Origin of the sequence: [Clostridium] aminophilum (assembly GCF_900101295.1) — a bacterium.
Classification (GTDB): Bacteria; Bacillota; Clostridia; order Lachnospirales; family Lachnospiraceae; genus Clostridium_R; species Clostridium_R aminophilum_A.
Genome location: NZ_FOIL01000027.1, coordinates 1 through 23133, shown reverse-complemented (window position 1 = coordinate 23133; position 23133 = coordinate 1). Strand labels below are relative to the sequence as shown.

Sequence of the window (23133 nt, the reverse complement as noted above, 5' to 3'; positions counted from 1 at the left end):
CCGACATAATATATGCATATTTGGGCATATTTACACCGGCAAAAGGTGTAATTATTTTTCATTTACACCTTAAGATTTTCACACAACATTCAGCTTCTCGATCTCTGCTTTTGCATCCTCAAAATTCACGTGAGTATGGACATTAAGCGTGGTTCCAATGTCCGCATGTCCCATGAGATACTGAAGTGTTTTCGAATTCATCCCGGATTTCGCCATGTTGGAACAGTAGGTATGGCGGCATACATGAGGTGTAATCTCGGGCATCTGAAGCTTGTAAATGGAATTATACTTGTCCACCACTATATGCTTAAAGTAATGGTCCCAGTGAAGCGAGTATGTAATGCTTCCATCCTTGTCGTAGTACAGAAATCCGGTATATCCGTCTACTATCAGCTCAACCTTGGGTGCGTTGCGTTCAGAGATGATCTTCCTAAAGCAAACCTCAACATCTTCTGTCATAGGTAGTACTCTGGTTCCGCAAGTAGTCTTTGTACTCTCGATGTAGTATCCGATATGTGCACGCTTCTGAAGCTGATGGTCCACATTGATCTTGTGATTCTCAAAATCGATATCCCCAAGAGTCAGTCCGCAAAACTCCGAGATGCGAAGCTCGTGTGGAAAAGAATATAGATTCCTTCATAGTATTTGCAAAAATGAGGATCCTCTTTTACAAACTTAAGGAATTTTCTCTCTTCATCCCTGGTTATCGAAAGCCTTGTATGGCTATCATTTACGATCACGGATGCCAATTCGAAATCAAACGGACTCTTGCGGATCAGATCATCATCTACATCCATCTTAAAAGCCGGTCTTAAGACGCCTCTTAAGGAATGAATCGAGCTATAACTCTTTCCATCTGCCTGAAGCTTGCTAAGCCAGCATTTTGCATCTGAGAGACGCACTGTATCAATGCGTTTTCTGCCAAAGGGATCCTTACTCAGGAAATTGATCACCGTTTTATAACCCGCTTTCGTTGTAGGCCTCACACCGGTCTTCGTAGAAATGTATTTCTCCACAAGTTCCAGCACGGTCATATTGCCAACATTTGAAACGATGTTGTCAAACAGATTAGCCTGAATCTGACGTTCCATTTCTCTTAGGGATAAATTTCTGACTTTTCCCTGTGGCGTAGCATCATTGTGGTCAAGCATCCAACTGTATACGAATTTTTCTTTTCCGTTGGCATCTATATACTTGAACTGATACCTTCCGTCCTTACGCTGGATTTCTCCGTTGTGTAAAACTCTTCCTCTGTTATCCTTTCTTTTTTCACTCATATTAGTAGTCCTCCTTGTCAATAAAAAAAGGCGAACTACCCGACATTGACATTATATCAATCGGGTTGTTCGCCTGCCACGTATTTTTTTTTCTGTTTTCATTATTTCATGTGTTTATTCATACCGCCGTTGCCTGATCAAGAAACTCTTCGAAGAGTCTTCTTTTTATACGCTGATGCGATCCTATTTCAAGAATGAAAGGCTCATTATAGTGCTCTGATATAATACTTCTAAGTCTTTTTTCTCCAATCCCGTAATACTCAGCAGCTTCCTGTATCGATAGAGAATACTTGTCCGCAATGGAAACAGCTGGGCTATCTTTCATCTCTTTTACAGGAACCGCTTCTTTCATAGTCTTCTTCAGCTCACAAAGAATCCCATAAGCAAGCGGAACTATAGTTGGAACTTTGGCGAGCCGTTCTGTAATCTCATGTATCAGAGTTATTCCGTTTGCATTATTGCATCCAAGATCTGTATTAAGCATATTTCTCATCTCCTTCCATAGTTTTCTTTACTCCGGGCTTCCAATTTGGATTGTACGGCGAAAGAAGATCATACACATAAATCCTGTTTAGCTTTCCCAGCCCTCTGTGCTTCCTCTGAACAAGATCATATTTCTCCAATTCCTTCAAAAGCTCATTGATCTTTTTGTTCCCACAGTTCATAAGTCTCATCATCTCTTCGATGGTAAAATAGATAAACACGCATCCGTGATCATCTCTCCAATCACTTCCATTGATCTCCGAGAGACATCTGCGATCAAGCAAAATCATGTATAGCATTTTTGCATCAATCGACATTTCTTCGAATGCAGGATCCTCAAACAATCTCTTCGGAAGCCTGTAAAACAATCTTGTGTCATTCATTAATTCATCATATTCTGTCATAGTCATTTTTCTTTATTCCTTTCTTTTTCCATATCGAAAATTTTGTTGTTTATAAACTGGCAAGCAGTGCATCGGTGTACACCTGATGCGATTTTACTTGTTGGGGAGTATGCCCCAATCCCCCCGATTGCCGATTTTTCATCGACAAGCTACGCCTGCAAGCAGGCTAAAAACACTTTTCCAGAACTACATGATTTCAAGCAATTTATCAAAATACTCTTTTACCGTTTCCAGAACTTTCTCATGTTCAGCTTTCATATCAGCAATGTTTTTTTCATCAACCCAGCCGTAGGTATTGGCTGCTTTTGCAATCTGATTAATGTTTCTGCTATCGATGCACATCATCTTGGCAAGCTCATGAATTGCAGTAAAATCTACATTGATGAAGAGAACCTTGCCACAAGAATTGCACTGACAAACAGTCCTGCTATGGCAGACATTGTACTTGCCATATCCCACATTCTTTCCACACTCATGAATCTATCCTCCTGCGGCTGTATTCCATATATGCTTTAAGGAAACCGTCGTATTCCCTTCTCGCAATCGGAATAGTGTCGCCACCAAGCGTTCTTACCGACGTCCTGTCATACCATTCCACATATTTCATATTCACAAGATACGACCTGTGAATTCGATAAGATTCCTTCCACACAAGCTCTTCCAGAGCCGATAACTGGCCATAGTATTCTATGCTTTCGTCCTTCATATGAAGGATGGTCTTACGGTCATACACTTCTGCATACAAAAGCTCTGACAGATTGATTCGGATATGTGGCGTGCCGGACTGAATTTCAATATATTTATCTTGTTTACCGGATATATCCCCATATCGTTCCAACTCCTTCTGGGCATTATCCAGCACTTCCTTAAGCTTTTCATCTGCCACCGGCTTCACAAGGAAGTGGAACGCACGAAGATCAAAGGAGTTGAACACCTAGTCTTCTTCCCCAGTAATAAAGATTAGGATTTTTCTCCAATCCCTATCCCGAAGAATCTTTGCAACATCCATACCGCTGACCTCAGGCATTCTGATATCAAGCAATAAAATATCCGGCAGTTCATCAGCATTAAACAATTCTTTCCCGGAAGCATATGTAATAATCTCTGCATCAGGGCAGATCTTTCCAACTTTCTCGGCAAGGATGGCGCATATTCTTTTTTCATCATCACAAATAGCAATTCTCATGGTTGTCTCCGCTTTGCTCCGGTCGGCGCAGAGCATACATCCACCGGATGTCTTGCGCCCTCCCCAAGGGCATACTATATAGATATTATCGGATATTACTCACTGTTTATTGCTCCCAATGTAGTGAATGGTAGATTTTTCGAGGTAAACGGTGAGCAAAATAAAAAAGCCCGCGGTCATCCACGTATTAAGGATAACTGCAGGCTATTCTTTCGTATATAAAGATTCCATTACTCTTCATACGAATTTAATACCTTTGCGTATTCATCAATTCTAATTGCCGGTACCGTTCCAATTGCTTGTAACGCTTTAAGCAATTGCAAAAAGAAAAAAAGTAAAGACTCATCTGGCGCACTTCTTTTTACTGATAATTTAGTTCCATATTCTGTCCAAAATGATCCATGTTTTATTGCACATCCAAAATCAATCTGCTTATCTATGTCTACATTTGTCAAATTTTTCTTTAACGAATCCCCTAATGGATCTTTCCAGCCTGACTCAATTGTAATAATACCAGCCAATATTTTATGTAGAGGTTTAGGCCTATAGATTCCACCAACAAAAGGAATCTCAGCTGATGTTCTTTTAAGTTTACGTACACTTACAGCTTTCTCACCCGCATAGTCTAAATTTGCTTTATTTAATTCCTGCTTGACCTCTATGACTGCATACACGCTCTCCGCTGGAACATATATGACCTGCTCATGTTTAAAGACAAAATATGAATACTGTCCGTCATAGATCACTATATCTATCTGATCGCTTGTATTACCATCGCAATCAACTATTATTGCTTTATCTATGCAATACCTACGTGGAAGATACTTTCGCAGCCATTGACGCCAACTTTCTTCTGCAGCCTCCCCCATTTCGCCATTATGGGTTATTGATGCTCGCCCCAGTTCTAATGTCGACGCCATCTGAGTTTGCATATTTTTAAATAACTCCAACATATTTACGCGTGGCATAGAAGCCTCCTTCTCTTCGTTGTTGCAGGAATATAGTTATCTTACTACTCATTCCTATCAAATGTATCATTTACCACACAATATCGCGCCAATACTGCTCTGAAATACTAGAATCTGCCATACTTTGAAGTTTCCTTTTCTCCATTAGGGTAAGTTCATCTGATAGAACATTATTGGAATTTGCTGGATCTATAACTCGCCTATATTGAATATTATCTCGAATATCTTTAAGCAAATAAATAAAATTATCTGCTGGTGAATTTAGGCTTCGTCCACGTAATGAATCTATAACAAACGTCTCCAAATAAATCGACGGAAAATCTACACTATGATTCTCTCGCCATACTTTCAATGCGATTATCTCCGTTAACCTTCCTGATTGACGTACCTGGCTAATGTGAGTATCAATATTAGTCTTTGTCCAAGTATCCTCTTTTCTCTTATATAAACTGTGATCATTGCCATATTGTCCCTGTCTTTTCGCTGGAACAAGATCTACCTTCTTTCCCAAATAGTCAATTCCTATTGATACATTTTGCTTTCTTGCCTCAATTCCTTCATCTTGTATACGAGAGTATAATGACTCATATATTTCTCTTAAACTATTATTGGTTGTAGAACTAAGAGAAATGAACAAATCAAGATCTGTTGACAAATCTATCGCTGTTCCTTTAGCCCTAGAACCCGATAACTTTACTTCGCAAAGGCAAGTCCCTGCCCAACTTGATATAATCCGCTTAAGAGGTGCTACTACGTTCAATGATGTATATTCGTCCAACGAGTCTGGCAATCTGTGCTTTTGAACGATACTATTAATATATTGATTGGGAGTCATACTTCTGGTTCTCCTAAAAAGCTTCTTTATACTTTAGTTATTCTCATTAAACTTGTGGTTTCTCATTTATTATATCTTCAACGATCTTACCGATATTACTGCTAACCTTCCCTTTTAGATCATGAATATCCTGATTAATCTTCTTCTCCTGATCAATTGCTATGAGGACATTATCCGCGAGATTTCCTATTTCGGGATTTTTCTTTGCATTCATTCCGGTTATTTCTCGAAGCACATTATAGGCATAGCTGTACTTTCCGTCTTCGTCCATATTGAGAAACTCTGCCTCATGATTCTTAATACGCTCTTCATAGCTTCCCTCAATATGAAGCAGCAAAAACAATTCGAAGCCCGGATTCGTCACACCTGCTATATCTGTATTCTCGATTTGAGTAATAAGTTCCTCATATCCTTGCACTTTCTCTTCAAAGATATCACCGTCGAATACAATGACCATCTTATCTCGTTCATAATCAAACTCATTTTCCGGATTCTGCTTTTGTTTCTCAGCAAAAGCAACCAGGTTCTTTGCAAAAGACAGATTCCTGTCTTCATCGGTCTTTTCCCATAAGCGAATATCTATCAGCGGGTGTATTCCTAACTGTTTTCGCAGATCGATTAGCCTCCTGAAATAGAAGGTTTCAGTATTAGCGCCTTCACAGATAAAGAAATACTTTCGAAAAGGCTCTATCTGCTCAATCTCATCGGAAGGGCGGCTATTCCAGTTTGTATATGCATGTACCGGCATTTTTACTCTCCTTTCCGGAAAGAAAACTGTTTAAACACAGGAATTGCGCCATATCTTCCTTCAAGATAAGCTTTGCTCAGTTTCTTATCGTATCTTTCCTTAAAACGATCAAGAGAGTATATTTTGCTGGCATTATCCGCATCTCTTTCCACAAACCAGATTTCATCTCTCCTAAAAAGAATCTGATCCATGATAGTGTCCTCATGTGTTGTAAATACCAACTGCATTCTTGTGTCGTCGTGAGCATCCATGAACAGTTTCAGAAAACGCTCTGTTAACTTCGGATGCAAACTACGTTCAAGTTCATCCACAACAAAAAGTGTATCTGGGCGATCGGTAAGCAGCATATCTATAAGATCAAACAATCTCTTAGTTCCATCCGATTCTTCCACGAAATTAAAGTCAAAAGCGGATCTTCCATGTTTCAAAACAAGTGTGGTAATCTCTGGTTCAGAATTACCCTGGGCAATACGAATATTAAAAAAGCCACCTTCCACTCTCCATGTCATCTGAACTCCCGGTGCACCTGTAATCCTCATTTGAGTCATTAATTGATTAAAGATCCCTTGCACCACTTCAGCCGGAATCATCTTGCTCATTTCTTCAGTAGTAATTTTTCTTGTCTTAATCTCCGTAACACCTGTGTCAAAGGTTTGAATCAACCTACTAATGTTTTCCAAGGACTCATCGTTATAATATGCCTCGGTATTCGAGATACCCATATTCGGCGTTATTACGATGATATTATTCATAATCCAGCCAAATACTTCTTGGAAAAACAGAAGCCTTGATTTATCATCATATTTCTTTCCCCGATTCATTTCAGTAAGGAAGAGCTTTGACTCCTGTCCCGCAAAGTCTTCGGAATAAACATTAAAGCGGCTTTTCTCTGTAGCAGTTAGTTTGACATCTTCTCCTAAAATCGGTGAGTTATCTCCTTCTCTAATAAAAAGTTGATGTGCCCCACCATCCTGCATAAGTTCATACAGCCATTCTTCCGTAATTTTCCTCTGACTAAGAATTGCCGAAAAACCATATGCATAAAAAGTATCTCCGACCGTAAACTGCAGTTCAAAAATACTCTCCCGGTTTTTATTTTCTTCCCTATTTCTGCAAAAATCATTAACTGACACAACCGGTAGACCTTCCATAAGGGTTGCCTTAATAAACGCAAATGCAGTCACAAGATTTGACTTGCCAGATGCATTAGCGCCATAAACCACAGCATTTTTTAACAACTTAGTCTGTTTAATCTGTACTCGATGATTCTTGTTTCCTTGCATTTTGCTGGAAGAAATCATCGACAATTCTTCCTTCTGATCAAAAGACTTAAAATTCTCGACAGATATTTTAATTAGCATGAATATGCCTCCTTTCCAGGTTGCGCATTCATTATAATACGAACCAAGGCGATTTTTCAAGATAAATTTCTTTATTTGGAGTTTTTTTCTCCGTATAGCCATGCGTTTAGCATTATATGATCATTTCACATATCTATTCTATATAGTATCAGCTCGTTTATTCAAAAAAGCGCCCTGCATCACGCAGAGTGCTCTCATCATTCATCGGGTAGTCCACCTTCAAAAGGTGTAAACGGGGTGTAAATCCGTTTGGTAAATCATCAAAATGCCGTGTTTTCAAGGCTTTCTGCTTTACTGAAATCTCTTGCCCCAGCAGACGAACAGTACTCTTGTCATACTCTTCATCCATCCTTCCAATAGTTTCACATCGGGGTGTTTTTAAAGGTATAAACGCGGTATAAAACAGTTCGCAAATATCCTTGAAATCCAGTATTCATAAGGGTTTGAGGCACTATCTGTGTATCCTGCCGTGGCAGACGAATAAAATTTTTATCATGCTTATTTTTGCCAGCTTATGCCGCGTTTTTCCATATTTTATGCGGGTTTCCGCGATTTCAGGTTTCATTGAAATCCGGCATAAACTGGCATCTCCTTGCATATCCTGGACTTCAATGTTGATAAAACGGACCGAAAAACAGGCCGAAAACCGCGTTTTATCAACATTGGATTTTTGCGGTTTCACCGGTTTTCCATCCCTTTTCATTCCCTTGAAGACTTTCTGCGCTGCTTCCAGCGCTCGATCTTCTCACTCATCTTGACCTCTCTCTGCATGCGTTCCAGCTCCTGCTCCGCATCGATCAGTCCCAGATGCGTGTAGGTGTTCAGGGTGACGCTGATATCCGTATGGCCCATCAGATACTTAATGCTTTTCTCTCAACGGTACAGCTTCTATCTGATACCTTTCTTAATATTTCAGACTCGCCCCAAACCTGCGAAGCTCCTCCAGCTTTTCCTCCGGCACGCCGGAATCATATCCATGCGTAGTGAATACTCCCATGTCTTCCAACTGCAGATAATCCAGAAAATCTCCCTTATATGAGAACAGTGCCCCGTCATACATGTCAGGATCACCGGAACTCAGGAACATGGCCACCTTCTTCAGCTTTTCCGGTTTGTTAGGATACGCTGCCGCATAGAATCGGTCAATCGTACATTTCAGCTGCCCGGAAAGGCCGTGATAATAGATCGGAGATGCGAACACGAGCATCTCAGCTTCTCGAAGCTCATGATAGACAAACTGCATGTCATCCTTCTGAACACACTGTCCATTTCCCTTTGTGTGGCAGTATTCGCAGGCAAGACATCCGTGGATATTCATCTTGCAGACCTCATATACACCATACTCGTGCCCTGCCGTCTCCAGTCCTTCGCAAAAAGCCTGGATCATCTGTTTAGTATTTCCCTTGGGTCTGGGACTTCCGTTAAAAATCAATACTCTCATAATCAAAGTACCTCCTTGTCCCTACGTTTCCGTACAGTTGGATGCGCAGCAACAATCTTCTGATAACAAGGGCATTCCGGATCATGGTCACAGATGACGCCGCAGGCCTGCAGATGGGAATAAATTGTGACAGCACCCACGTATTTGAAGCCACGCTTCTTGAGATCCTTACTGATCCTGTCTGATAATCCGTTGCTCACCGGGATTGGCCCCTTATCATGGCCCAGGTACAGTAGCCCATGCCATTCTCCTTTATTCTTCCGGCGTATAGGTCCAGCCGTGGTCATCATGGTAAATCATCAGCTTTGTCATGCCGCCATCGATACAAATATTCTCTCCGGTAATGAAACCGGCTTTGTCAGAGCAAAGAAACATCACCATGTTTGCGATATCCATCGGATTGCCAACGCGACCGGCTGGCTGCTGCAAAGCATCCGGACCTTCATATATCGTGTAAGCCGTATCGATCCATCCAGGGGAAATAGAGTTCACCCGGACCTTCCCCGCGAAGCTGGCAGCCATCGCATGTGTCAGCGCCGCAATCCCGCCCTTTGCCGCTGTGTAGCTCTCTGTCTGTGGCTGGCTCATCCGGTCACGGGAAGATGAAATATTGATAATGCAGGCACCTTCCCGGAAATGCGGCGCAAACAGTTTGGAGAGATAGAACGGCGCAGTTACGCCGACGGCCAGTGCATACTGGAACTCCTCATAGCTGCACTCATCGATCCCTTTCATTAGCGGCAGCGCATTATTGATCAGATAATCAATACCACCGTTCTCAAAGATCACTTTCTCTGCGAAGGCTTCCAGCACGGCCTTGTCAGAGATATCACCAACATAATGGTCGCCCGCCGCTTTATCGATCACATAGACCTTTACGCCCTGTTTTCGGAATTCCTCTGTTATGCATTTCCCTATTCCATTGGCTCCGCCGGTCACGATGGCAACCTTCTGTCCGCTTGCCGGTACCCCGATGATCCTTTTTGGAATTGTCAGCTTCATATAGAGCCCGCTTTCATCCTGTTCCGGCTCCGCAGGGATCGTCTCACACATTCCGCCCGCTGCCAGGGCTGCAGTCACTGCAAGACAGGCGGCATCCAGCAAGTCATCCGGATTGCACTTAAGCTTCTTTGCCATCCCCCACATGCCGGATAAATCTTTCCCGGGCAGATACCTTTTCAGGATCGCTGCTCTATCCGAAAAGCCCGGATACTCTTTCTTCCGGGTCATTACAACAGATCCATTCAGTCTGGCAAAATCCACCTCTGGGTGGCTTTCCAGAATCCGGTTTTTATACTCCGGATGAAGACTCAGATATTCATCAAGTTCCTTAATCTTCGGGATGATATGAACGGTCTGTTTTGAAAGACTTTTTCCAAGAATTCTGATATTGGTCTGCTTCTGTTCCTCTTCCGAATCTGCATACACAGCCTGGCGGCAGGGAATCGGAAATATCGAGGATGATTTCTGCCCCAGTTCTTTACGGGCAAGGTCATCCGGTCTTAACTGATCTGCGCTGGATCTGAGTCCTACTGCCATGTCAATCAGAAATGCATCAAATTCCGGATAATGGCTGACAAGTTGCTCCAGAGAATCAAATCGTTCAAATCGGAGCTCACCTTGATTCAGGACGCAGGCGATCCAACCACCTCTGCATCCATCTACGCCAATATATAATCCGTCATTCATGTTCATCATGCCCCTGTACCTCCGAAATCCCGAGTTTCCGGGTCAATTCCTTATTTCGTTCCAGCAAACTCCATATACCATCCTGTGAAAGGACACCTCGCTTCAGTTTGGCCGGAAATGTACCATCCTCATCCATGAAATAATCGTCCTTCCACTGTTGGCTCGTATAATATGCCTCCAGCTTCCGGATTTCAGACTGGAATGCTGCATACTCCTCAATCTTCTTTTCCAGGGAAGCCATCTTCTGCGTTGCTTTTTCCAGGATGCTTTCCATCACAAAGATATGTTGAGGCACGTTTTCTCCGGCAAGGCGTCTCTTGAACTGGTTCTTTTTTGCCCGGTAGCGGTTAAGGATCTCATGATCCGGAATCCAGATCTTTGCTTCTTCAATCCGATCAAAAACGAGTTGCAGTGCTTCCTCATCCGACAAGTTTTCCAAGGTCTGCTTCCGATAGGCCTGGTACATCCACTCCGAGATTTTTTCTTTCTGCTTCTGTTTCAGCTGCCCATAGCTTTTATTCATCTGGAGCAGTCGCCCGTCCACCATTTTGTGCTTACTCATTTATATTCACCCTGTCTGTATTCGCAGTCAGTCTGTTTCGTCCTTACTTCTTTTTCTTTGGGGCAGGAAGATCATCATACATTGCTTCCAACAGCTTGCGCAGGAATTCCCTGTCTTCTACGTCATCGACAAGCAGCATTTCCTTTGCGCCTTCATATGGCAGCTCCATATCTGCATTCGGCATCATCGCCACAGCAGATTTTGTGGGTTTTACAAGAAAACGGTCATCGTAAATGCCACCGACCACCTTGCTTCGATAATATATGATGTATTCGCCCATCATAGCTCGATAAGATATATCATCCAAGTCCGATAACTGCTCCAATATGAATTCCAGGTATCTTTTGCTTGATGCCATACTCATCTCTCCCATTACGTCCACTCACAATGATAGACTTTTCTTTCCTGGTATTGTTTTGCGGATAAAAACATATTCCTGATCCGAAGAGCGGTCATCATCAAAACAATACCCACTCCAATTGAAGTCCTTCATCTGCTCCGGAGCCTCTGCATGAATTCCTGCCATAAAGCGCACCATTTCTCCCCTGGCCATTTTGGCGTAAACACCCTTCTGAACGACTTTATTGCTTTCAAGTTCACCAAAGACGCAGGTAATATACCGGTCACCCGGCTGCAGATATTTCTCAATGCATTTTGAATACTCTTTCGAAGCAAGATTGATGACGGTCCTGCTTTCACCGATCACTTCCCGATAAAGACTGTCTCCCCAGAAATCATACAGGTTCTTATGACCGCCTGCGGCAATCTTCGCCTGCATTTCCAGACGGTATGGAACCACGCCATCCATCGGTCTCACTACACCGTAAAAACCAGACAGAATACGCAAATGTTCCTGCACATAATCATATTGGCCATCCTCAAAAACAGCCGGAGCCATGTATGTGTACTGGATGCCATCATAGGCCAGTAAGGCAGGCGTCAGATTTTTGTAAAGATCCATATGCGCAAATCGCTCGGCGTTCTGCCGGGCGATTTTGTCGTTGCAGGCCCAAAGCTTCTTCTGTTCTTCATAAGACAAACTCTGGATCCATTTCATCAGGACTTCTGTCCTGTCCATAAATACCGGAAGCTCTTTGCAGGCAAAAGAATCTGTATCCACCCGCATCTGCTTTGCCGGGGAGATAATGATTCTCATTCCAGTTCTCCCAGCATCTGTGCCGGATTATCAGCCGCCTTCACCTTATCAAAAGCCTTTATGATAATGCCATTCTCATCGATCAGATAGGTCGTCCGGACAACACCCATGCTGACCTTCCCGTAATTCTTCTTCTCTTTCCAGACATCATAAGCCTGAATCACTTCCTTCTCCGGATCAGAGAGAAGCGTGAAGGGCAGACCGTATTTCTCCTCAAACTTCTTGTGGGATGCTACGCTGTCCTTGCTTACGCCAAGAACAGCAGCGCCCTTCTCCCGGAACTGCGGATACAGATCTCCAAACGCGCAGGCCTGCTTAGTGCAGCCGGCTGTCATGTCCTTCGGATAGAAATACAGGATTACCTTCTGTCCCTGATAATCTGCGAGGCTTCTCATATTTCCATTTTGATCCGGCAGGGTAAAGGCCGGAGCTTTGGTTCCAATTTCAAGCATATACTTGCCTCCTCACATACAATTCTTCGCTTCGTAAATAAGAATACGATTTTCATCTGCCTTTTCCATCGCGTCAATAAGATCTGACTGGAAATAAACTTCGCTGTCTTTGATATTTATTTTCAAATATTGTTTATAACTATCAATAAGCAACAGTGCCAGGCTTAACGAAAGGCCATTTTTCAGCAGACAAATCGCTTCCGGATTGTCCGTACCATATTTGACTTTTGTATAAAAGGACTCGTCAATCAAATTCAAATCATTGAACACCTCGACGAATCTAATAAGAGTATTGTCTATGAAATCGTGTGCACTGATCCATATGGAACCTCCTTGGAGTACTCTCAAAAATCTTGTATTTTTTGAACCGCTCCAAGTATGGCAGAAAAAAGTTCAAAATGTAATGCGATCATCCTCGTCATCATCGAACGAGAACTAATTCAATAAGCACCACACTAGAAATATCATTAATAAATTGAATATATTTTTATTCCTTCCATTTCTTCACCAGTTCCATTGCCTGTTGTTCCGTCACGTGCATATACTCATCTTTATTATAGTTCAAATAATATGATGCAAGTTTTATCTGTTCTGTTTCTGTAAATTCATCTAACCGGCCTTTTTCTAATTGCTGTATCGACTCATATATTTCCCCGGCAGTTGTATAATCTGAGAAATTGCTATGAGCAAAACTCCAGCCCGTACCATTAGTCCCACTCCACTTACCGGCTAATCTACATATAAATTTTAGTTTTCTTATCGGATCCTTGAAAATACGATTAATATACTTTTGGGCATTTTCCTTATCTAAATCCTCCCATAAATAAAACGCATGTGCGGATTCATCTGAATCCAACATAGTATCTGTTGCTGAATACGTTTCAATCCGTGACAAAAATAGTTGTTCCAAATCCTTTAGCTGTTCTAATGACACTAATTGATCTTCTGTTTTTTCTAATTCATCTGTAAATCTTCCAAATGCTCTCTCTAGTTTTCTAATCTCATACGCAGCCGTACCGAAAGATGCATCACTGGCATTTATCAATAATTCTTTATACAATTCATACCGTTCTTCATTTGTTTCGAGCCTTCTTATAATAGAATCAACAAGATAAGAAGCAGCGTTATTTGCTGATAGCAAAAAAAAGCTCATGGACGATTCTCCTGAAAACCCATTTCGCATTTTCATAAAACAGCTTGCTAGTATAGATAATCTTTCATAAGGTATTGTGTCTATCATTGCTTTTACTTCATCAATAAAATACATAATATTCCCTTGCATATTTATCTCCGAAACAATTCTTTCCACCTCATCCTTTGCAAGCGAATAAATGCATTCATTAACTAGATTTCTTGAGACTTTGACATCATCCATATCAAACATGAAATACAACTCAAACCTTTCGGATTGTGCTGCTCTCATCTGTTTTCTAATATTTGTGTTATTTGCAACCTCGTAAAAGCGAGTTCCAGTGTCTTTTTCAAATACCGGGAACATAGCTGCCACGCTCTTTATTGATTGTTCTGGAGCTAACCCCATCAATTTAAATTTATCTTCGTATGTTTTTTTATTCTCTTCAGGTTTATTACGTCCAATAGTTAACCCATGTAATACTCCACCACATACTGCCTCTTTATTTTCGGCAATCCACTTATATAGTTCAGGGTTTAACACTTCCATTGTCGTTATACCAAGCATATCCTCAAAGGATGTTTCTTCATAAAGCATACTGTATCTGAATTGAAAGGTATTTATCACCCTGTTCACATCCCGCAACGTCAACAAATATGGCTCTATACAATTATTAAATATCCTGTTGAAGTATTGTTGATCCCATGTGATGTCACCAGAAAGCCCCTTTATAATCTCATCAAGCTTTGTAAAAAAAATATTATGGAGCTTGCTCTTTCGTAATTCTGGTATTTCAAACGGAATCTGAATTATCTTTTCTAAATACTCATTTCCATCATATTTATGTACTTCCTCCAATGCTCGTTTTACAACATCTCTATCCATGGCCAACACGTATATAACCTTAGGCAAATCACCTACCTGTTTTACAAGTTGGAAAATGTCTCGAATCTGTTGATTCGTTAATCGATCGATATCATCAATAAGCACAATGATTTTTTGATCAACATCAATAAGTGCCTCTTCCAATTTCTTCTTTGACGTATATAAATCATATGGTTTTTTCAACTCATCACCGATGTTTTTTGCTTTTTCGGTAAATATATTTGCCAAAGTGGCCCCTACTACAGGAATTAAAGACGCAAATGCAAACAGACCAGAATAATCTGATAATGCTTTTCCAACTTTGTTTTTCAATTCTTCATTGTCGCCTAAATCAATATTTGTTTTCAACGTCGAAAAAAATTGAGTTATTAAATTATCCTTATCCGAATAATTCCATGGCGCAAATCTTATGATAACCGGCGCTTTATCATCTTGTTTCGAAAGTTCATTAACAGTTTCTAAAGCCATGTTTGCAACAGATGTTTTTCCTGTTCCCCATTTCCCAAACAATCCTATAACTAAACTGTCATTCCCATTATATTCAAATAAAGCTTGTCCTACCTGTTTTGAAAACGATGACCTGCCAAGGAGATCCTCTTCGGCACTTTCTATAGCTCTATCAGTACAATAATTCACTTGCTTTACCTTTTCCCTTAAAATTTTATTTCACCGGCTTCGCATAAATATCTTCTACATAAGTTTCCGGTGTTGCCTCATCAATCACTCCAAACTTCGGATCATAGATAAACGACTTCTTCAAGCGTTCATATAACACAGAGCCGACTGTGTCCATAACCTGTTTCATCATTTCCGGATCACCGAACAGTCTTCTGAAAAACTCATCATTCTGCTCGTATCTCTCTGCAGCCATCGTCGGGAAATCTTTTTCAAATAACAACATAAATGTAGCTCTGTCATTATTCTTTGCATAACTCTGCCATTTTTCCTGATTAGCATAGTCGTTTTCCATCTGAACAAGCACCTTATCCATTTCTGTAAAAGCCGTTCCAAATCGCTCATTAATCTTATCTATAATAACTGTAAGTGGATCTTTTTTTGGTTCCCTATGCCCAGCATCACCGGAAATTGGAACATAACCACCATCAGACCCTTCTAACTCTATAGAGCCCTCAAAATCCTTTTCGAGTTTGTAGTACTCAAGGAGAATCTTATCATCTACGCTTACCTTTTCGCCCGGTTGTCCCTTTGGTAACATCGTGTACAAGAATTTTGAGTACACACTAAACTTATGAATGTCTTTATCAAATAATCTACAAACCTGAGTAATATATGCATACACACGATTAAACATCGCAAGCGTAGACTTAAATAAATCCTGTCTTTCAGCTTCCAACAATACATAACGATCTACAGCCGGACGCAATTGTCCCTGTAACTTACCCAAGTCACCTGCTGACTGTGTCTCATTTGAATAGAAAATATCTGCAAACTTTTCAATTTCGCTTGTCTGATATACGCGGAATTCGTCTAATGTGTTTTTCATATCGTAAACAACATTAGGATCTGTTTCTTCGAGAAGCACAGTCTCTTCATAGAATGGCTCGAAGGACGCCTTAATATCCTCAGCGGAATTTACAAAATCAAGTACAAACGTATCAAGCTTTCCTCTCGCTGTTCTGTTTAATCTGGATAACGTCTGAACTGCTTTTACACCAGAAAGTTTTTTATCTACAAACATTGTGTGAAGCAGTGGTTCATCAAATCCGGTCTGATATTTCTCTGCTACCACAAGGATTCCATAATCATCTGTATGGAAAGCCTCAGGAAGAGCCTTTTCCTTGATGCTCTGACCATTCTTGTCCTTGTTCATTCCTTCCTCGGTATAAGAAACACCATCATCAGTTACCTCGCCGGAGAAAGCTACAAGCACATCAAGATCATATCCTTTTTCTTCGATTTGTCTCTTAAACTCCTGCACATAGCGTACAGCGTGAAGACGCGAAGGTGTAACCACCATAGCTTTTGCTTTTCCACCCACTTTATGCCTTGTAATATTCATAAAATGATAAAGCATAATAGCGGTTTTCTGCGAAATATTATGAGGATGCAATGTCTCGTAATTAAGGATAGCCTTTGAGCCCTGTGTTGTATCAAGTTCCGGATCATCGTCGATAATCTTGGTAATCTTGTAATACATCTTATAGGTCATATAGTTCTGCAGAACGTCCAAAATAAAGTGTTCTTCAATGGCCTGTCTCATAGAATAAATATGGAATGGATGATATACTCCCTCTGCATCCTTTGTTCCAAACATCTGAAGAGTCTTGCCCTTCGGTGTCGCAGTAAAAGCAAAGAACGAAAGATTTTCATGGATTCCCTGCGCTGCAAGCTCATCTAAAAGACGGTCTTCATCATCCTTGCGATTCTTCTCGTCTTCCGCCTCCATCTCAGCGTATTCTTTTAAAATTTCCTCTGTATCAGCAAGAGCTCTCTTTAATTTTCTAGCTGCATCGCCGGTCTGCGAAGAATGAGCTTCATCAACAATAATGGCAAATCTCTTATTTGCAGAATTAACCTCTTTATAAATTACCGGAAACTTTTGTAAGGTAGTAATAATGATTCCCGCGCCACTCTCAATAGCATCTTTCAGCTGCTGAGAGTTTTTATCTATTTTCTGAACAACGCCTTCTACATGATCAAACTGATATACAGTCGATTGCAACTGACTATCAAGAACACGACGATCTGTTACAATGATGACAGACTGAAAAATCTTCTCGTCCATATCGTTATGTAATCCTGCCAATCTATGAGCCAACCATGCAATAGAATTAGATTTTCCAGAACCGGCACTATGTTGAATCAGATAATTCTTTCCAGAACCATTTTCCTTAACATCTGCAAGAAGCTTTGTTACCACATCAAACTGATGATATCTTGGAAAAATCATTTTTTCCGACTTCAGATTTCCCTTATCATCAAATTCCTGCTGCAGATGCATATACTTCTGAAGTATCTCTAAAAGTCTGTCCTTACAAAGAACATTCTCCCAAAGATAGGCAGTATCATATCCATTTTCATTATTGGGATTTCCTTTGCCACCAACGTTACCTGCACCGGCACTTCCCTGATTAAAAGGTAAGAAATAAGTGTGTGCTCCCTCCAAACGTGTTGTCATATACACATTGGTAAGGTCCACTGCAAAATGAACCAGTACACGCTCCTTAAAAGCAAAAATCGTATCTTTGCTTGCACGATCAAACTTATACTGATTGATGGCATTGGTGGTACTCTGCCCAGTGAACTGACATTTCAATTCCATAGACACAACCGGAATACCATTTATGAAAAGCACGATATCAATGCTGTTCTCATTCTTTACAGAGTAATGGAGCTGTCTGGTACAATGTAGAATATTTGCCTCATACTGCGCTTTACTGGTTTCATTTAATGATGTTTCCGGCTTCCAAAATATCGCACGAAATTTAATCCCCCTGTCGGTAAATCCATGACGAAGTACATTTAGGAGACTTGTCTGCTTTACCTCACGAGAAAAACGCTCAATAATCTGTTTCTCCGCCATCGCATCATAAATTTTCACAAATCTTTCCCACTGCTTTGGCTGAGAATTCTTTATAAATTTAACAAAAGTACCTTCATCCAGACCACTTACCCTGTTAAATGTAGCTGGATTTCCCTTTTCATATCCGCCGTGATGAATCAGATAATCCTCAACATCCTCTTCGAATCGACGTTCTTTTACGTCAAAATCAGACATAAACTAAACCTCCCTTTTGCCGGTGACAGCCTCATAAATCAAAGACTGCTTATATTCCTGAAACTTTTCAATAATCCTACTTTTGCTAATAATAGTTTCATCTATCACATCACATTTTTTGTCAAGATAATCTATAATCCTTTCCATTTCAGCCTTTGTTGGCAAAAAAATTGGATAATTACCTAAATCTTCCATTGCAAGATTAGGTTGAGCAGCCTGTGTTGCTTTAACCGCCAGCATTGTTTTCATATGTAAAGACTGCAAACTATACCAAACATACTTACGATTCCGCTTATCATTTATTCTAATAAAAGAAACAGCTTGATTAGTATTGGCTGGGAGACAATCATCGCTAATTATCGCAGTTTTGCCAATAGTAGCACCTGCTATAACAAACAAAATATCCCTATCTGTCAATTGCGATCTATTTAAAAAATCATTGGTTTCTTCATCAATAAAAAACTCTGGTTTTTTACAAACTCTATTGTTTTGAATATTCTCCGCCTTAAAAAATCGAACGGGGCCTTCATCATTAATGTCTCTTCCTACTGTCGAAGGTGTTGTGCCTTTTGATATCACTTCCGTAAAATGTTTTAATTTCTTAACCTCCCATGATTCCGGTATCGTTTCAACTCCTGGCACCTCACATTTTTTTAAAACAGCACTCGTAGTTATTCCTTTTGTAACAGTCTCCGTAATCACTGATATTTTGTATTCTTTCAGCTTCTCGATAATCTCCTGCTGTTTTTCAATGATAGCATCAATCTTGGCACATTTTTTATCCAAGTAATCTGCGATTCTATGCTGTTCCTCTACGCTTGGAAAAAGCATCGGTAAAGATGCAAACTCTTCATAATTCAGCGTATATCGTATATTTTTAGCATAATGATTAAACTTTCTATCATAACTTATATATGTAAACCAATAGTCTGCATAAGCCGGTACCATTTTAGTAGTACAAGTTAACACCTTATATGCAGGAGAAATCATACCATCATAAGGGCTACGACCTGAAAATACCGCTGAACAATCCAAATCAAACAAACACATTACAATTTCATCCTTTTTAACATATTGATATGTGTCAAATGATTCTGGTAACTTCCCTTCCGGATTATTGATGTCCTTTAATTTAATTCCTTTTGTTGTCAATGATAATAATTGCGTCTCTTTGAATTTTTTTCCTACTAATTCTTTCGAGCAAGAGAACGCATTTTTATTTCTGTAAATATTCCACCCTTTTGGTATTAATCCAATCCATGAAATACCACTATCTTTCATCTCTCTCATTTAGAGTATTCTTCCTTTTCATTTATTTATGTTCATCCTTTAAATGTTCTTCCAACTCCATGAATCGATCAAAATCGCTTTGGAATAATCGATCCTGAATCACTCTATATTTTTCAAACTCCGTCTCTGCATGAATCCTGGCCTGCTCCGCACTGATTTTCCCTTTATCCTTAAGAACTTCATGATCCATCAATGTAAGAAAACCATCTAATCGGATTTCCCAATCGGCCATAGTCATAGGAATATTTCGCATAGCCATACTTTCCGCCAAGTCCAGATAGGCCGTAACCATTCTACTAAGGATAGCTAACTCTTCTTCCGTTAAATAATTCTTTGCCACGGTAACATCATACTTATGAATCTTACTATTCGGAGACCCTTCCCATGTCGTGAGTCCCATATGCTCTTTCTCGGCATCAGCCCTGTTATAAATCACTTCAGCTGCGGTCTGACCATGAACAGCATAGTGAAGCTTGTTTTGTACAGCCGCAAAGAATCGTTTTGTTTCCTTTGCTGTCGAATCATAATCAATTGAAGTTGCATAAATATCTGTTATCTTCTGGTAGAACTTTCGCTCAGACAAACGTATTTCTCGAATACGTTCCAGCAATTGTTCAAAATACTCCTTCGTTAAAATACTGCCGCCTTTTTTGAGCCTTTCATCATCCATGGCATAGCCTTTAATTGTGTATTCTTCGATTATCGTATTTGCCCATTTACGAAATTGGACTGCTTTTTCCGAATCTACTTTATGACCAACTGCAATGATAGCCTTAAGATTATAATGTAACGTATCGTAGTCTTTTCCATCATCGGCAGTTGTTCGAAATTTTCGAACAACTGAATCCTCGTCTATTTCTCCATCTTCATACAGCTTATGTAAATGATAATTAATAGTGCTCTTTCCTACATCGTAAAGAACCCCCATCATTTTTTGACTTAACCAAACATTTTCATCAGCATAAATTGCTTCTATCCCGCCTTCACCGGTTGCTGTAATAAATGTCAGATACTCTGCCGCAGAGGATCTGATGGTAATCTCTTTTTTCTTAGCCATTAGCGAAATACCTCCTCCAGACTACCGGATAATTCTTTTTCAAGTTCCATAATTTCCGCCATAATTTCTTCTGATGGTCTCGGTGCTTCATATTTGTAAAAATACCTTGTGAATGGAATCTCATATCCCACCTTGGACTTCTTTTCATCAATCCATGCGTCAGGCGCAAAAGGAAGCACCTCTCGTTCAAAATAGGCTTTAATATCTTCTTTTAATGGCACGTTTTCTGTATCACGAAGAGAGGTATCAGCCACAGGCTTACCTTTCTTTAATACAACATTGCCATCCTCGTCTTTTTGAGGTCTTTCCACTGTGATTTTTGTATATCCAAAGTCAGCATTCTCATAAATCTGACTGATGTCACTTTCCTTAAAATCACCGTAAATCTGCGTAATCTCATCAATGTATTTTTCTGGAATATCATTTCGTTTATTTCCAAGAGCCTTACGGCGCTTTTCATAAAGTTCATTTGCATTAATAAGCTGAACTTTTCCTTCTCTAACAGTTCCAGCTTTCTTATTAGAAAGCACCCAGATATAAGTTGCAATTCCGGTATTGTAAAAAATATCATTCGGAAGTGCCACGATTGCCTCTAGCAAATCATTTTCTAAAATATATTTTCTAATATTAGATGGACCTGACCCAGCATCACCTGTAAACAACGGTGATCCATTATGAATGATTGCAATACGGCTTCCACCCTGACTAATATCCTTCATCTTAGAAATTGCAGTCATAAGGAAAAGCATCTGACCATCACTTGCCGCAGGAAGACCTGCTCCAAAACGACCAGCAAATCCCTTCTTTGCTTCTTCTTCTACTTTTGCTTTCTCATTTTTCCATTCACGTCCAAACGGAGGATTTGAAAGGATATAATCAAAAGTATTCCCCACGAACTGATCATCAGAAAGAGTATTTCCGTCTTTAATATAATCTGCGTTATTTCCTTTAATCAGCATGTCTGCCTTACAGATAGCGAATGTCTGATCATTAATTTCCTGTCCAAAGGATACAAGTTCTGTAGAAGCATTTAAGCTATGAAGATACTCTTCTGCTACAGATAACATTCCTCCGGTACCACAGGCCGGATCATAAATGGTCTTTGCCACATTATTACCGGAAAGAATATCGTTATCATCATAAAATAGGATATTAACCATAAGCTGGATAACTTCTCTTGGTGTATAATGCTGTCCGGCATCTTCATTATGTGCTTCAGAGAACCTACGGATAATCTCTTCAAAGATGTAACCCATCTCAAGATTAGAAACCTCATCTGGATGAAGATTTGCTTTTTCTGTAGTAAACTCCTTCAGAACAATATAAAGAATGTTCTTATTTGCCATTCTTGTTATATGACCGTCAAATTCAAATTTCTGGATAATGTCCTGTACATTTTCAGAGAATCCATTTAAGTAATCTCTGAAGTTCTCTTCGATATGGTCAGGATCATCCATAAGTTTTTCAAATGTATACTTACTTGTATTATAAAAATCAAAACCCGAAGCCTTGCGAAGAAGCACATCCTTCATCGAAAGATTCTTAACCTCTTCATATTTCTTTAATACTGCTTCCTTTGTATCAAACAGGATACAATCAAATCTTCGTATAACGGTTAATGGTAAGATTACATCCCCATATTCATGTGGTTTATATGGTCCTGTAAGTTTATCTGCAATCGCCCAAATCAGGTCCGCTTTTTGATTAATCTTTGCACTTCTTATTGCCATTTATATTTGCCTCCAAATTTATTTTAAAGTAACCATTTTTAGATTGTGGGCTCACTGAGTCTACAATCACTTCTTATTCTTTTCCATTTTACGGACTCTTCTTGGATCTTCCGGTTTTTTTGCATCTTTAGGCACGAGCCATGTATTGGCAGCAAAAACTGCGCCTTCAATCCTGCCTTCTCTGCACAATGTCGTAACTCGACGACGTGATATTTCCCAGATTTTTGCAATTTCCGATGTAGATACATACTCCATATCAAATCCTCCATAAAAAGTCGAGATAGTGTCAATAATTTTTCGCAAATTCATTTTCACCCGTCGGCTCACCATCGTTAACTGACTGCAGACTGATCGTCAACCTTGCGCTGAAGTTTCAGGTCGAACAAGTGATTCATGTCAGATACCGTTTGGATCCCCAGTTTGATGCGGCCACATGGCGCAGGCGAGCGCAGACCAACATCAGGGCACTCTGACCGTCCGGGAAAGCCCCAATCGCTTTTGTATGGCGCTTGATTTCCCAGTTAACCCGTTCTGTTGTGTTGTTGGTTCGGATCCTGTTCCAGTGTTCGGTTGGATAGTCCATGTATGTGAGCGTCTCTTCGATGCCTTCTTCAACTTTGTGTGCAGCTTGGGAAAGCTTTATTTCACGGAGCTTTTCAGCAACAGCGGCTGCTTTGGTGCGTGCCGCCTCCTTGCTTTCCTGCGCATGTATTGCTTTCAGCATCATAGAGACAGTTC

At 40.3% G+C, this 23133-nt stretch carries 26 protein-coding genes and 1 pseudogene; all 27 read right to left on the bottom strand.

The genetic code is table 11. From position 1 onward, the window contains the following. Positions 1-78: 78 nt before the first annotated feature. Positions 79-1277, bottom strand: a pseudogene (locus BMW41_RS15315) (integrase DNA-binding domain-containing protein). Between the two features lie 118 nt (positions 1278-1395). After that, on the bottom strand, positions 1396-1761 hold the full coding sequence (locus BMW41_RS14970; RefSeq protein ID WP_242870320.1) for an excisionase: 366 nt from the start codon (positions 1759-1761) through the stop codon (positions 1396-1398). Next, positions 1754-2164 carry a replication initiator protein A gene (locus BMW41_RS08360; protein WP_177171202.1) on the bottom strand — a complete coding sequence of 137 codons (411 nt, stop codon included), beginning with the start codon at positions 2162-2164 and terminating at the stop codon, positions 1754-1756. Before BMW41_RS08360 ends, BMW41_RS14970 begins: the two co-directional genes overlap by 8 nt. 186 nt (positions 2165-2350) lie before the next feature. Further along, a complete protein-coding gene (mobC, locus tag BMW41_RS08355; RefSeq protein WP_074649704.1) occupies positions 2351-2623 on the bottom strand; it encodes a MobC domain-containing protein in 273 nt (90 codons plus the stop codon). A 13-nt stretch (positions 2624-2636) separates the two neighbouring features. Then, complete coding sequence (locus tag BMW41_RS14165; protein ID WP_083378851.1) at positions 2637-3098, bottom strand: LytR/AlgR family response regulator transcription factor; 462 nt, start codon at positions 3096-3098, stop codon at positions 2637-2639. Further along, positions 3099-3350 (bottom strand): LytR/AlgR family response regulator transcription factor, encoded by a 252-nt coding sequence (locus BMW41_RS14160; RefSeq protein ID WP_177171201.1) that lies wholly within the window; start codon positions 3348-3350, stop codon positions 3099-3101. A gap of 230 nt (positions 3351-3580) precedes the next feature. Continuing rightward, positions 3581-4303, bottom strand: a complete 723-nt coding sequence (locus BMW41_RS08345) for a DUF6602 domain-containing protein (protein ID WP_207646878.1) — start codon at positions 4301-4303, stop codon at positions 3581-3583. 85 nt (positions 4304-4388) lie between these two features. Then, the gene (locus BMW41_RS08340; RefSeq protein WP_074649702.1) at positions 4389-5153 is read right to left on the bottom strand and encodes a nucleotidyltransferase family protein; all 765 of its coding nucleotides are present in this window, start codon (positions 5151-5153) and stop codon (positions 4389-4391) included. 46 nt (positions 5154-5199) lie between these two features. Further along, positions 5200-5901 carry an RloB family protein gene (locus BMW41_RS08335; RefSeq protein ID WP_074649701.1) on the bottom strand — a complete coding sequence of 234 codons (702 nt, stop codon included), beginning with the start codon at positions 5899-5901 and terminating at the stop codon, positions 5200-5202. 2 nt (positions 5902-5903) lie between these two features. After that, a complete protein-coding gene (locus BMW41_RS08330; RefSeq protein ID WP_074649700.1) occupies positions 5904-7262 on the bottom strand; it encodes an AAA family ATPase in 1359 nt (452 codons plus the stop codon). A gap of 157 nt (positions 7263-7419) precedes the next feature. Then, positions 7420-7611 carry a hypothetical protein gene (locus tag BMW41_RS14330; RefSeq protein ID WP_143050839.1) on the bottom strand — a complete coding sequence of 64 codons (192 nt, stop codon included), beginning with the start codon at positions 7609-7611 and terminating at the stop codon, positions 7420-7422. 350 nt (positions 7612-7961) lie between these two features. Continuing rightward, positions 7962-8114, bottom strand: a complete 153-nt coding sequence (locus BMW41_RS14325; protein WP_143050838.1) for an integrase — start codon at positions 8112-8114, stop codon at positions 7962-7964. 52 nt (positions 8115-8166) lie between these two features. Next, positions 8167-8703, bottom strand: a complete 537-nt coding sequence (locus BMW41_RS08320; RefSeq protein ID WP_074649698.1) for a flavodoxin family protein — start codon at positions 8701-8703, stop codon at positions 8167-8169. A 2-nt stretch (positions 8704-8705) separates the two neighbouring features. Continuing rightward, on the bottom strand, positions 8706-8990 hold the full coding sequence (locus BMW41_RS08315; RefSeq protein ID WP_074649697.1) for a DNA-3-methyladenine glycosylase I: 285 nt from the start codon (positions 8988-8990) through the stop codon (positions 8706-8708). Further along, complete coding sequence (locus tag BMW41_RS15180; RefSeq protein ID WP_083378848.1) at positions 8956-10401, bottom strand: SDR family oxidoreductase; 1446 nt, start codon at positions 10399-10401, stop codon at positions 8956-8958. The genes BMW41_RS08315 and BMW41_RS15180 overlap by 35 nt, the downstream gene beginning before the upstream one ends. Then, positions 10385-10954 carry a DUF4298 domain-containing protein gene (locus BMW41_RS14955; protein ID WP_083378847.1) on the bottom strand — a complete coding sequence of 190 codons (570 nt, stop codon included), beginning with the start codon at positions 10952-10954 and terminating at the stop codon, positions 10385-10387. Before BMW41_RS14955 ends, BMW41_RS15180 begins: the two co-directional genes overlap by 17 nt. 43 nt (positions 10955-10997) lie before the next feature. Continuing rightward, the gene (locus BMW41_RS08295; protein ID WP_074649721.1) at positions 10998-11312 is read right to left on the bottom strand and encodes a TfoX/Sxy family protein; all 315 of its coding nucleotides are present in this window, start codon (positions 11310-11312) and stop codon (positions 10998-11000) included. A gap of 24 nt (positions 11313-11336) precedes the next feature. Beyond that, on the bottom strand, positions 11337-12110 hold the full coding sequence (yaaA, locus tag BMW41_RS08290; RefSeq protein WP_074649696.1) for a peroxide stress protein YaaA: 774 nt from the start codon (positions 12108-12110) through the stop codon (positions 11337-11339). Further along, entirely contained in the window at positions 12107-12562 is a 456-nt protein-coding gene (bcp, locus tag BMW41_RS08285; protein WP_074649695.1) for a thioredoxin-dependent thiol peroxidase, read from the bottom strand. Before bcp ends, yaaA begins: the two co-directional genes overlap by 4 nt. A 12-nt stretch (positions 12563-12574) precedes the next feature. Further along, positions 12575-12832, bottom strand: a complete 258-nt coding sequence (locus tag BMW41_RS08280; protein ID WP_177171200.1) for a hypothetical protein — start codon at positions 12830-12832, stop codon at positions 12575-12577. A 217-nt stretch (positions 12833-13049) separates the two neighbouring features. Next, positions 13050-15215 (bottom strand): KAP family P-loop NTPase fold protein, encoded by a 2166-nt coding sequence (locus BMW41_RS08275; protein ID WP_074649693.1) that lies wholly within the window; start codon positions 15213-15215, stop codon positions 13050-13052. A gap of 25 nt (positions 15216-15240) precedes the next feature. After that, a complete protein-coding gene (locus BMW41_RS08270) occupies positions 15241-18318 on the bottom strand; it encodes a type I restriction endonuclease subunit R (protein WP_074649692.1) in 3078 nt (1025 codons plus the stop codon). Between the two features lie 3 nt (positions 18319-18321). Beyond that, complete coding sequence (locus tag BMW41_RS08265) at positions 18322-19608, bottom strand: restriction endonuclease subunit S (RefSeq protein ID WP_074649691.1); 1287 nt, start codon at positions 19606-19608, stop codon at positions 18322-18324. Positions 19609-19630: 22 nt separating this feature from the next. Beyond that, positions 19631-20665, bottom strand: a complete 1035-nt coding sequence (locus BMW41_RS08260; RefSeq protein WP_074649690.1) for a virulence RhuM family protein — start codon at positions 20663-20665, stop codon at positions 19631-19633. After that, entirely contained in the window at positions 20665-22395 is a 1731-nt protein-coding gene (locus BMW41_RS08255) for a type I restriction-modification system subunit M (RefSeq protein ID WP_074649689.1), read from the bottom strand. Before BMW41_RS08255 ends, BMW41_RS08260 begins: the two co-directional genes overlap by 1 nt. A 66-nt stretch (positions 22396-22461) precedes the next feature. Next, a complete protein-coding gene (locus tag BMW41_RS08250) occupies positions 22462-22650 on the bottom strand; it encodes a helix-turn-helix domain-containing protein (protein ID WP_074649688.1) in 189 nt (62 codons plus the stop codon). A 136-nt stretch (positions 22651-22786) separates the two neighbouring features. Continuing rightward, positions 22787-23133 (bottom strand): transposase (locus tag BMW41_RS08245; RefSeq protein ID WP_242870319.1); only part of this gene is annotated, 347 nt, incomplete at its 5' end.

What these genes read in the sequence shown, in the direction of transcription:
- BMW41_RS08265 (WP_074649691.1), bottom strand. Translation starts at nt 19,608, where the DNA reads ATGAGAGAGATGAAAGATAGTGGTATTTCATGGATTGGATTAATACCA.
- BMW41_RS14325 (WP_143050838.1), bottom strand. Translation starts at nt 8,114, where the DNA reads ATGGGCCATACGGATATCAGCGTCACCCTGAACACCTACACGCATCTG.
- BMW41_RS08320 (WP_074649698.1), bottom strand. Translation starts at nt 8,703, where the DNA reads ATGAGAGTATTGATTTTTAACGGAAGTCCCAGACCCAAGGGAAATACT.
- BMW41_RS08260 (WP_074649690.1), bottom strand. Translation starts at nt 20,665, where the DNA reads ATGGCTAAGAAAAAAGAGATTACCATCAGATCCTCTGCGGCAGAGTAT.
- BMW41_RS08315 (WP_074649697.1), bottom strand. Translation starts at nt 8,990, where the DNA reads ATGACCACGGCTGGACCTATACGCCGGAAGAATAAAGGAGAATGGCAT.
- BMW41_RS08360 (WP_177171202.1), bottom strand. Translation starts at nt 2,164, where the DNA reads ATGACAGAATATGATGAATTAATGAATGACACAAGATTGTTTTACAGG.
- BMW41_RS15180 (WP_083378848.1), bottom strand. Translation starts at nt 10,401, where the DNA reads ATGATGAACATGAATGACGGATTATATATTGGCGTAGATGGATGCAGA.
- yaaA (WP_074649696.1), bottom strand. Translation starts at nt 12,110, where the DNA reads ATGAGAATCATTATCTCCCCGGCAAAGCAGATGCGGGTGGATACAGAT.
- BMW41_RS08335 (WP_074649701.1), bottom strand. Translation starts at nt 5,901, where the DNA reads ATGCCGGTACATGCATATACAAACTGGAATAGCCGCCCTTCCGATGAG.
- BMW41_RS08345 (WP_207646878.1), bottom strand. Translation starts at nt 4,303, where the DNA reads ATGTTGGAGTTATTTAAAAATATGCAAACTCAGATGGCGTCGACATTA.
- BMW41_RS14160 (WP_177171201.1), bottom strand. Translation starts at nt 3,350, where the DNA reads ATGAGAATTGCTATTTGTGATGATGAAAAAAGAATATGCGCCATCCTT.
- BMW41_RS14970 (WP_242870320.1), bottom strand. Translation starts at nt 1,761, where the DNA reads ATGCTTAATACAGATCTTGGATGCAATAATGCAAACGGAATAACTCTG.
- BMW41_RS08250 (WP_074649688.1), bottom strand. Translation starts at nt 22,650, where the DNA reads ATGGAGTATGTATCTACATCGGAAATTGCAAAAATCTGGGAAATATCA.
- BMW41_RS08340 (WP_074649702.1), bottom strand. Translation starts at nt 5,153, where the DNA reads ATGACTCCCAATCAATATATTAATAGTATCGTTCAAAAGCACAGATTG.
- BMW41_RS14330 (WP_143050839.1), bottom strand. Translation starts at nt 7,611, where the DNA reads ATGGATGAAGAGTATGACAAGAGTACTGTTCGTCTGCTGGGGCAAGAG.
- BMW41_RS08255 (WP_074649689.1), bottom strand. Translation starts at nt 22,395, where the DNA reads ATGGCAATAAGAAGTGCAAAGATTAATCAAAAAGCGGACCTGATTTGG.
- BMW41_RS08295 (WP_074649721.1), bottom strand. Translation starts at nt 11,312, where the DNA reads ATGGCATCAAGCAAAAGATACCTGGAATTCATATTGGAGCAGTTATCG.
- BMW41_RS08330 (WP_074649700.1), bottom strand. Translation starts at nt 7,262, where the DNA reads ATGCTAATTAAAATATCTGTCGAGAATTTTAAGTCTTTTGATCAGAAG.
- bcp (WP_074649695.1), bottom strand. Translation starts at nt 12,562, where the DNA reads ATGCTTGAAATTGGAACCAAAGCTCCGGCCTTTACCCTGCCGGATCAA.
- BMW41_RS08270 (WP_074649692.1), bottom strand. Translation starts at nt 18,318, where the DNA reads ATGTCTGATTTTGACGTAAAAGAACGTCGATTCGAAGAGGATGTTGAG.
- BMW41_RS14955 (WP_083378847.1), bottom strand. Translation starts at nt 10,954, where the DNA reads ATGAGTAAGCACAAAATGGTGGACGGGCGACTGCTCCAGATGAATAAA.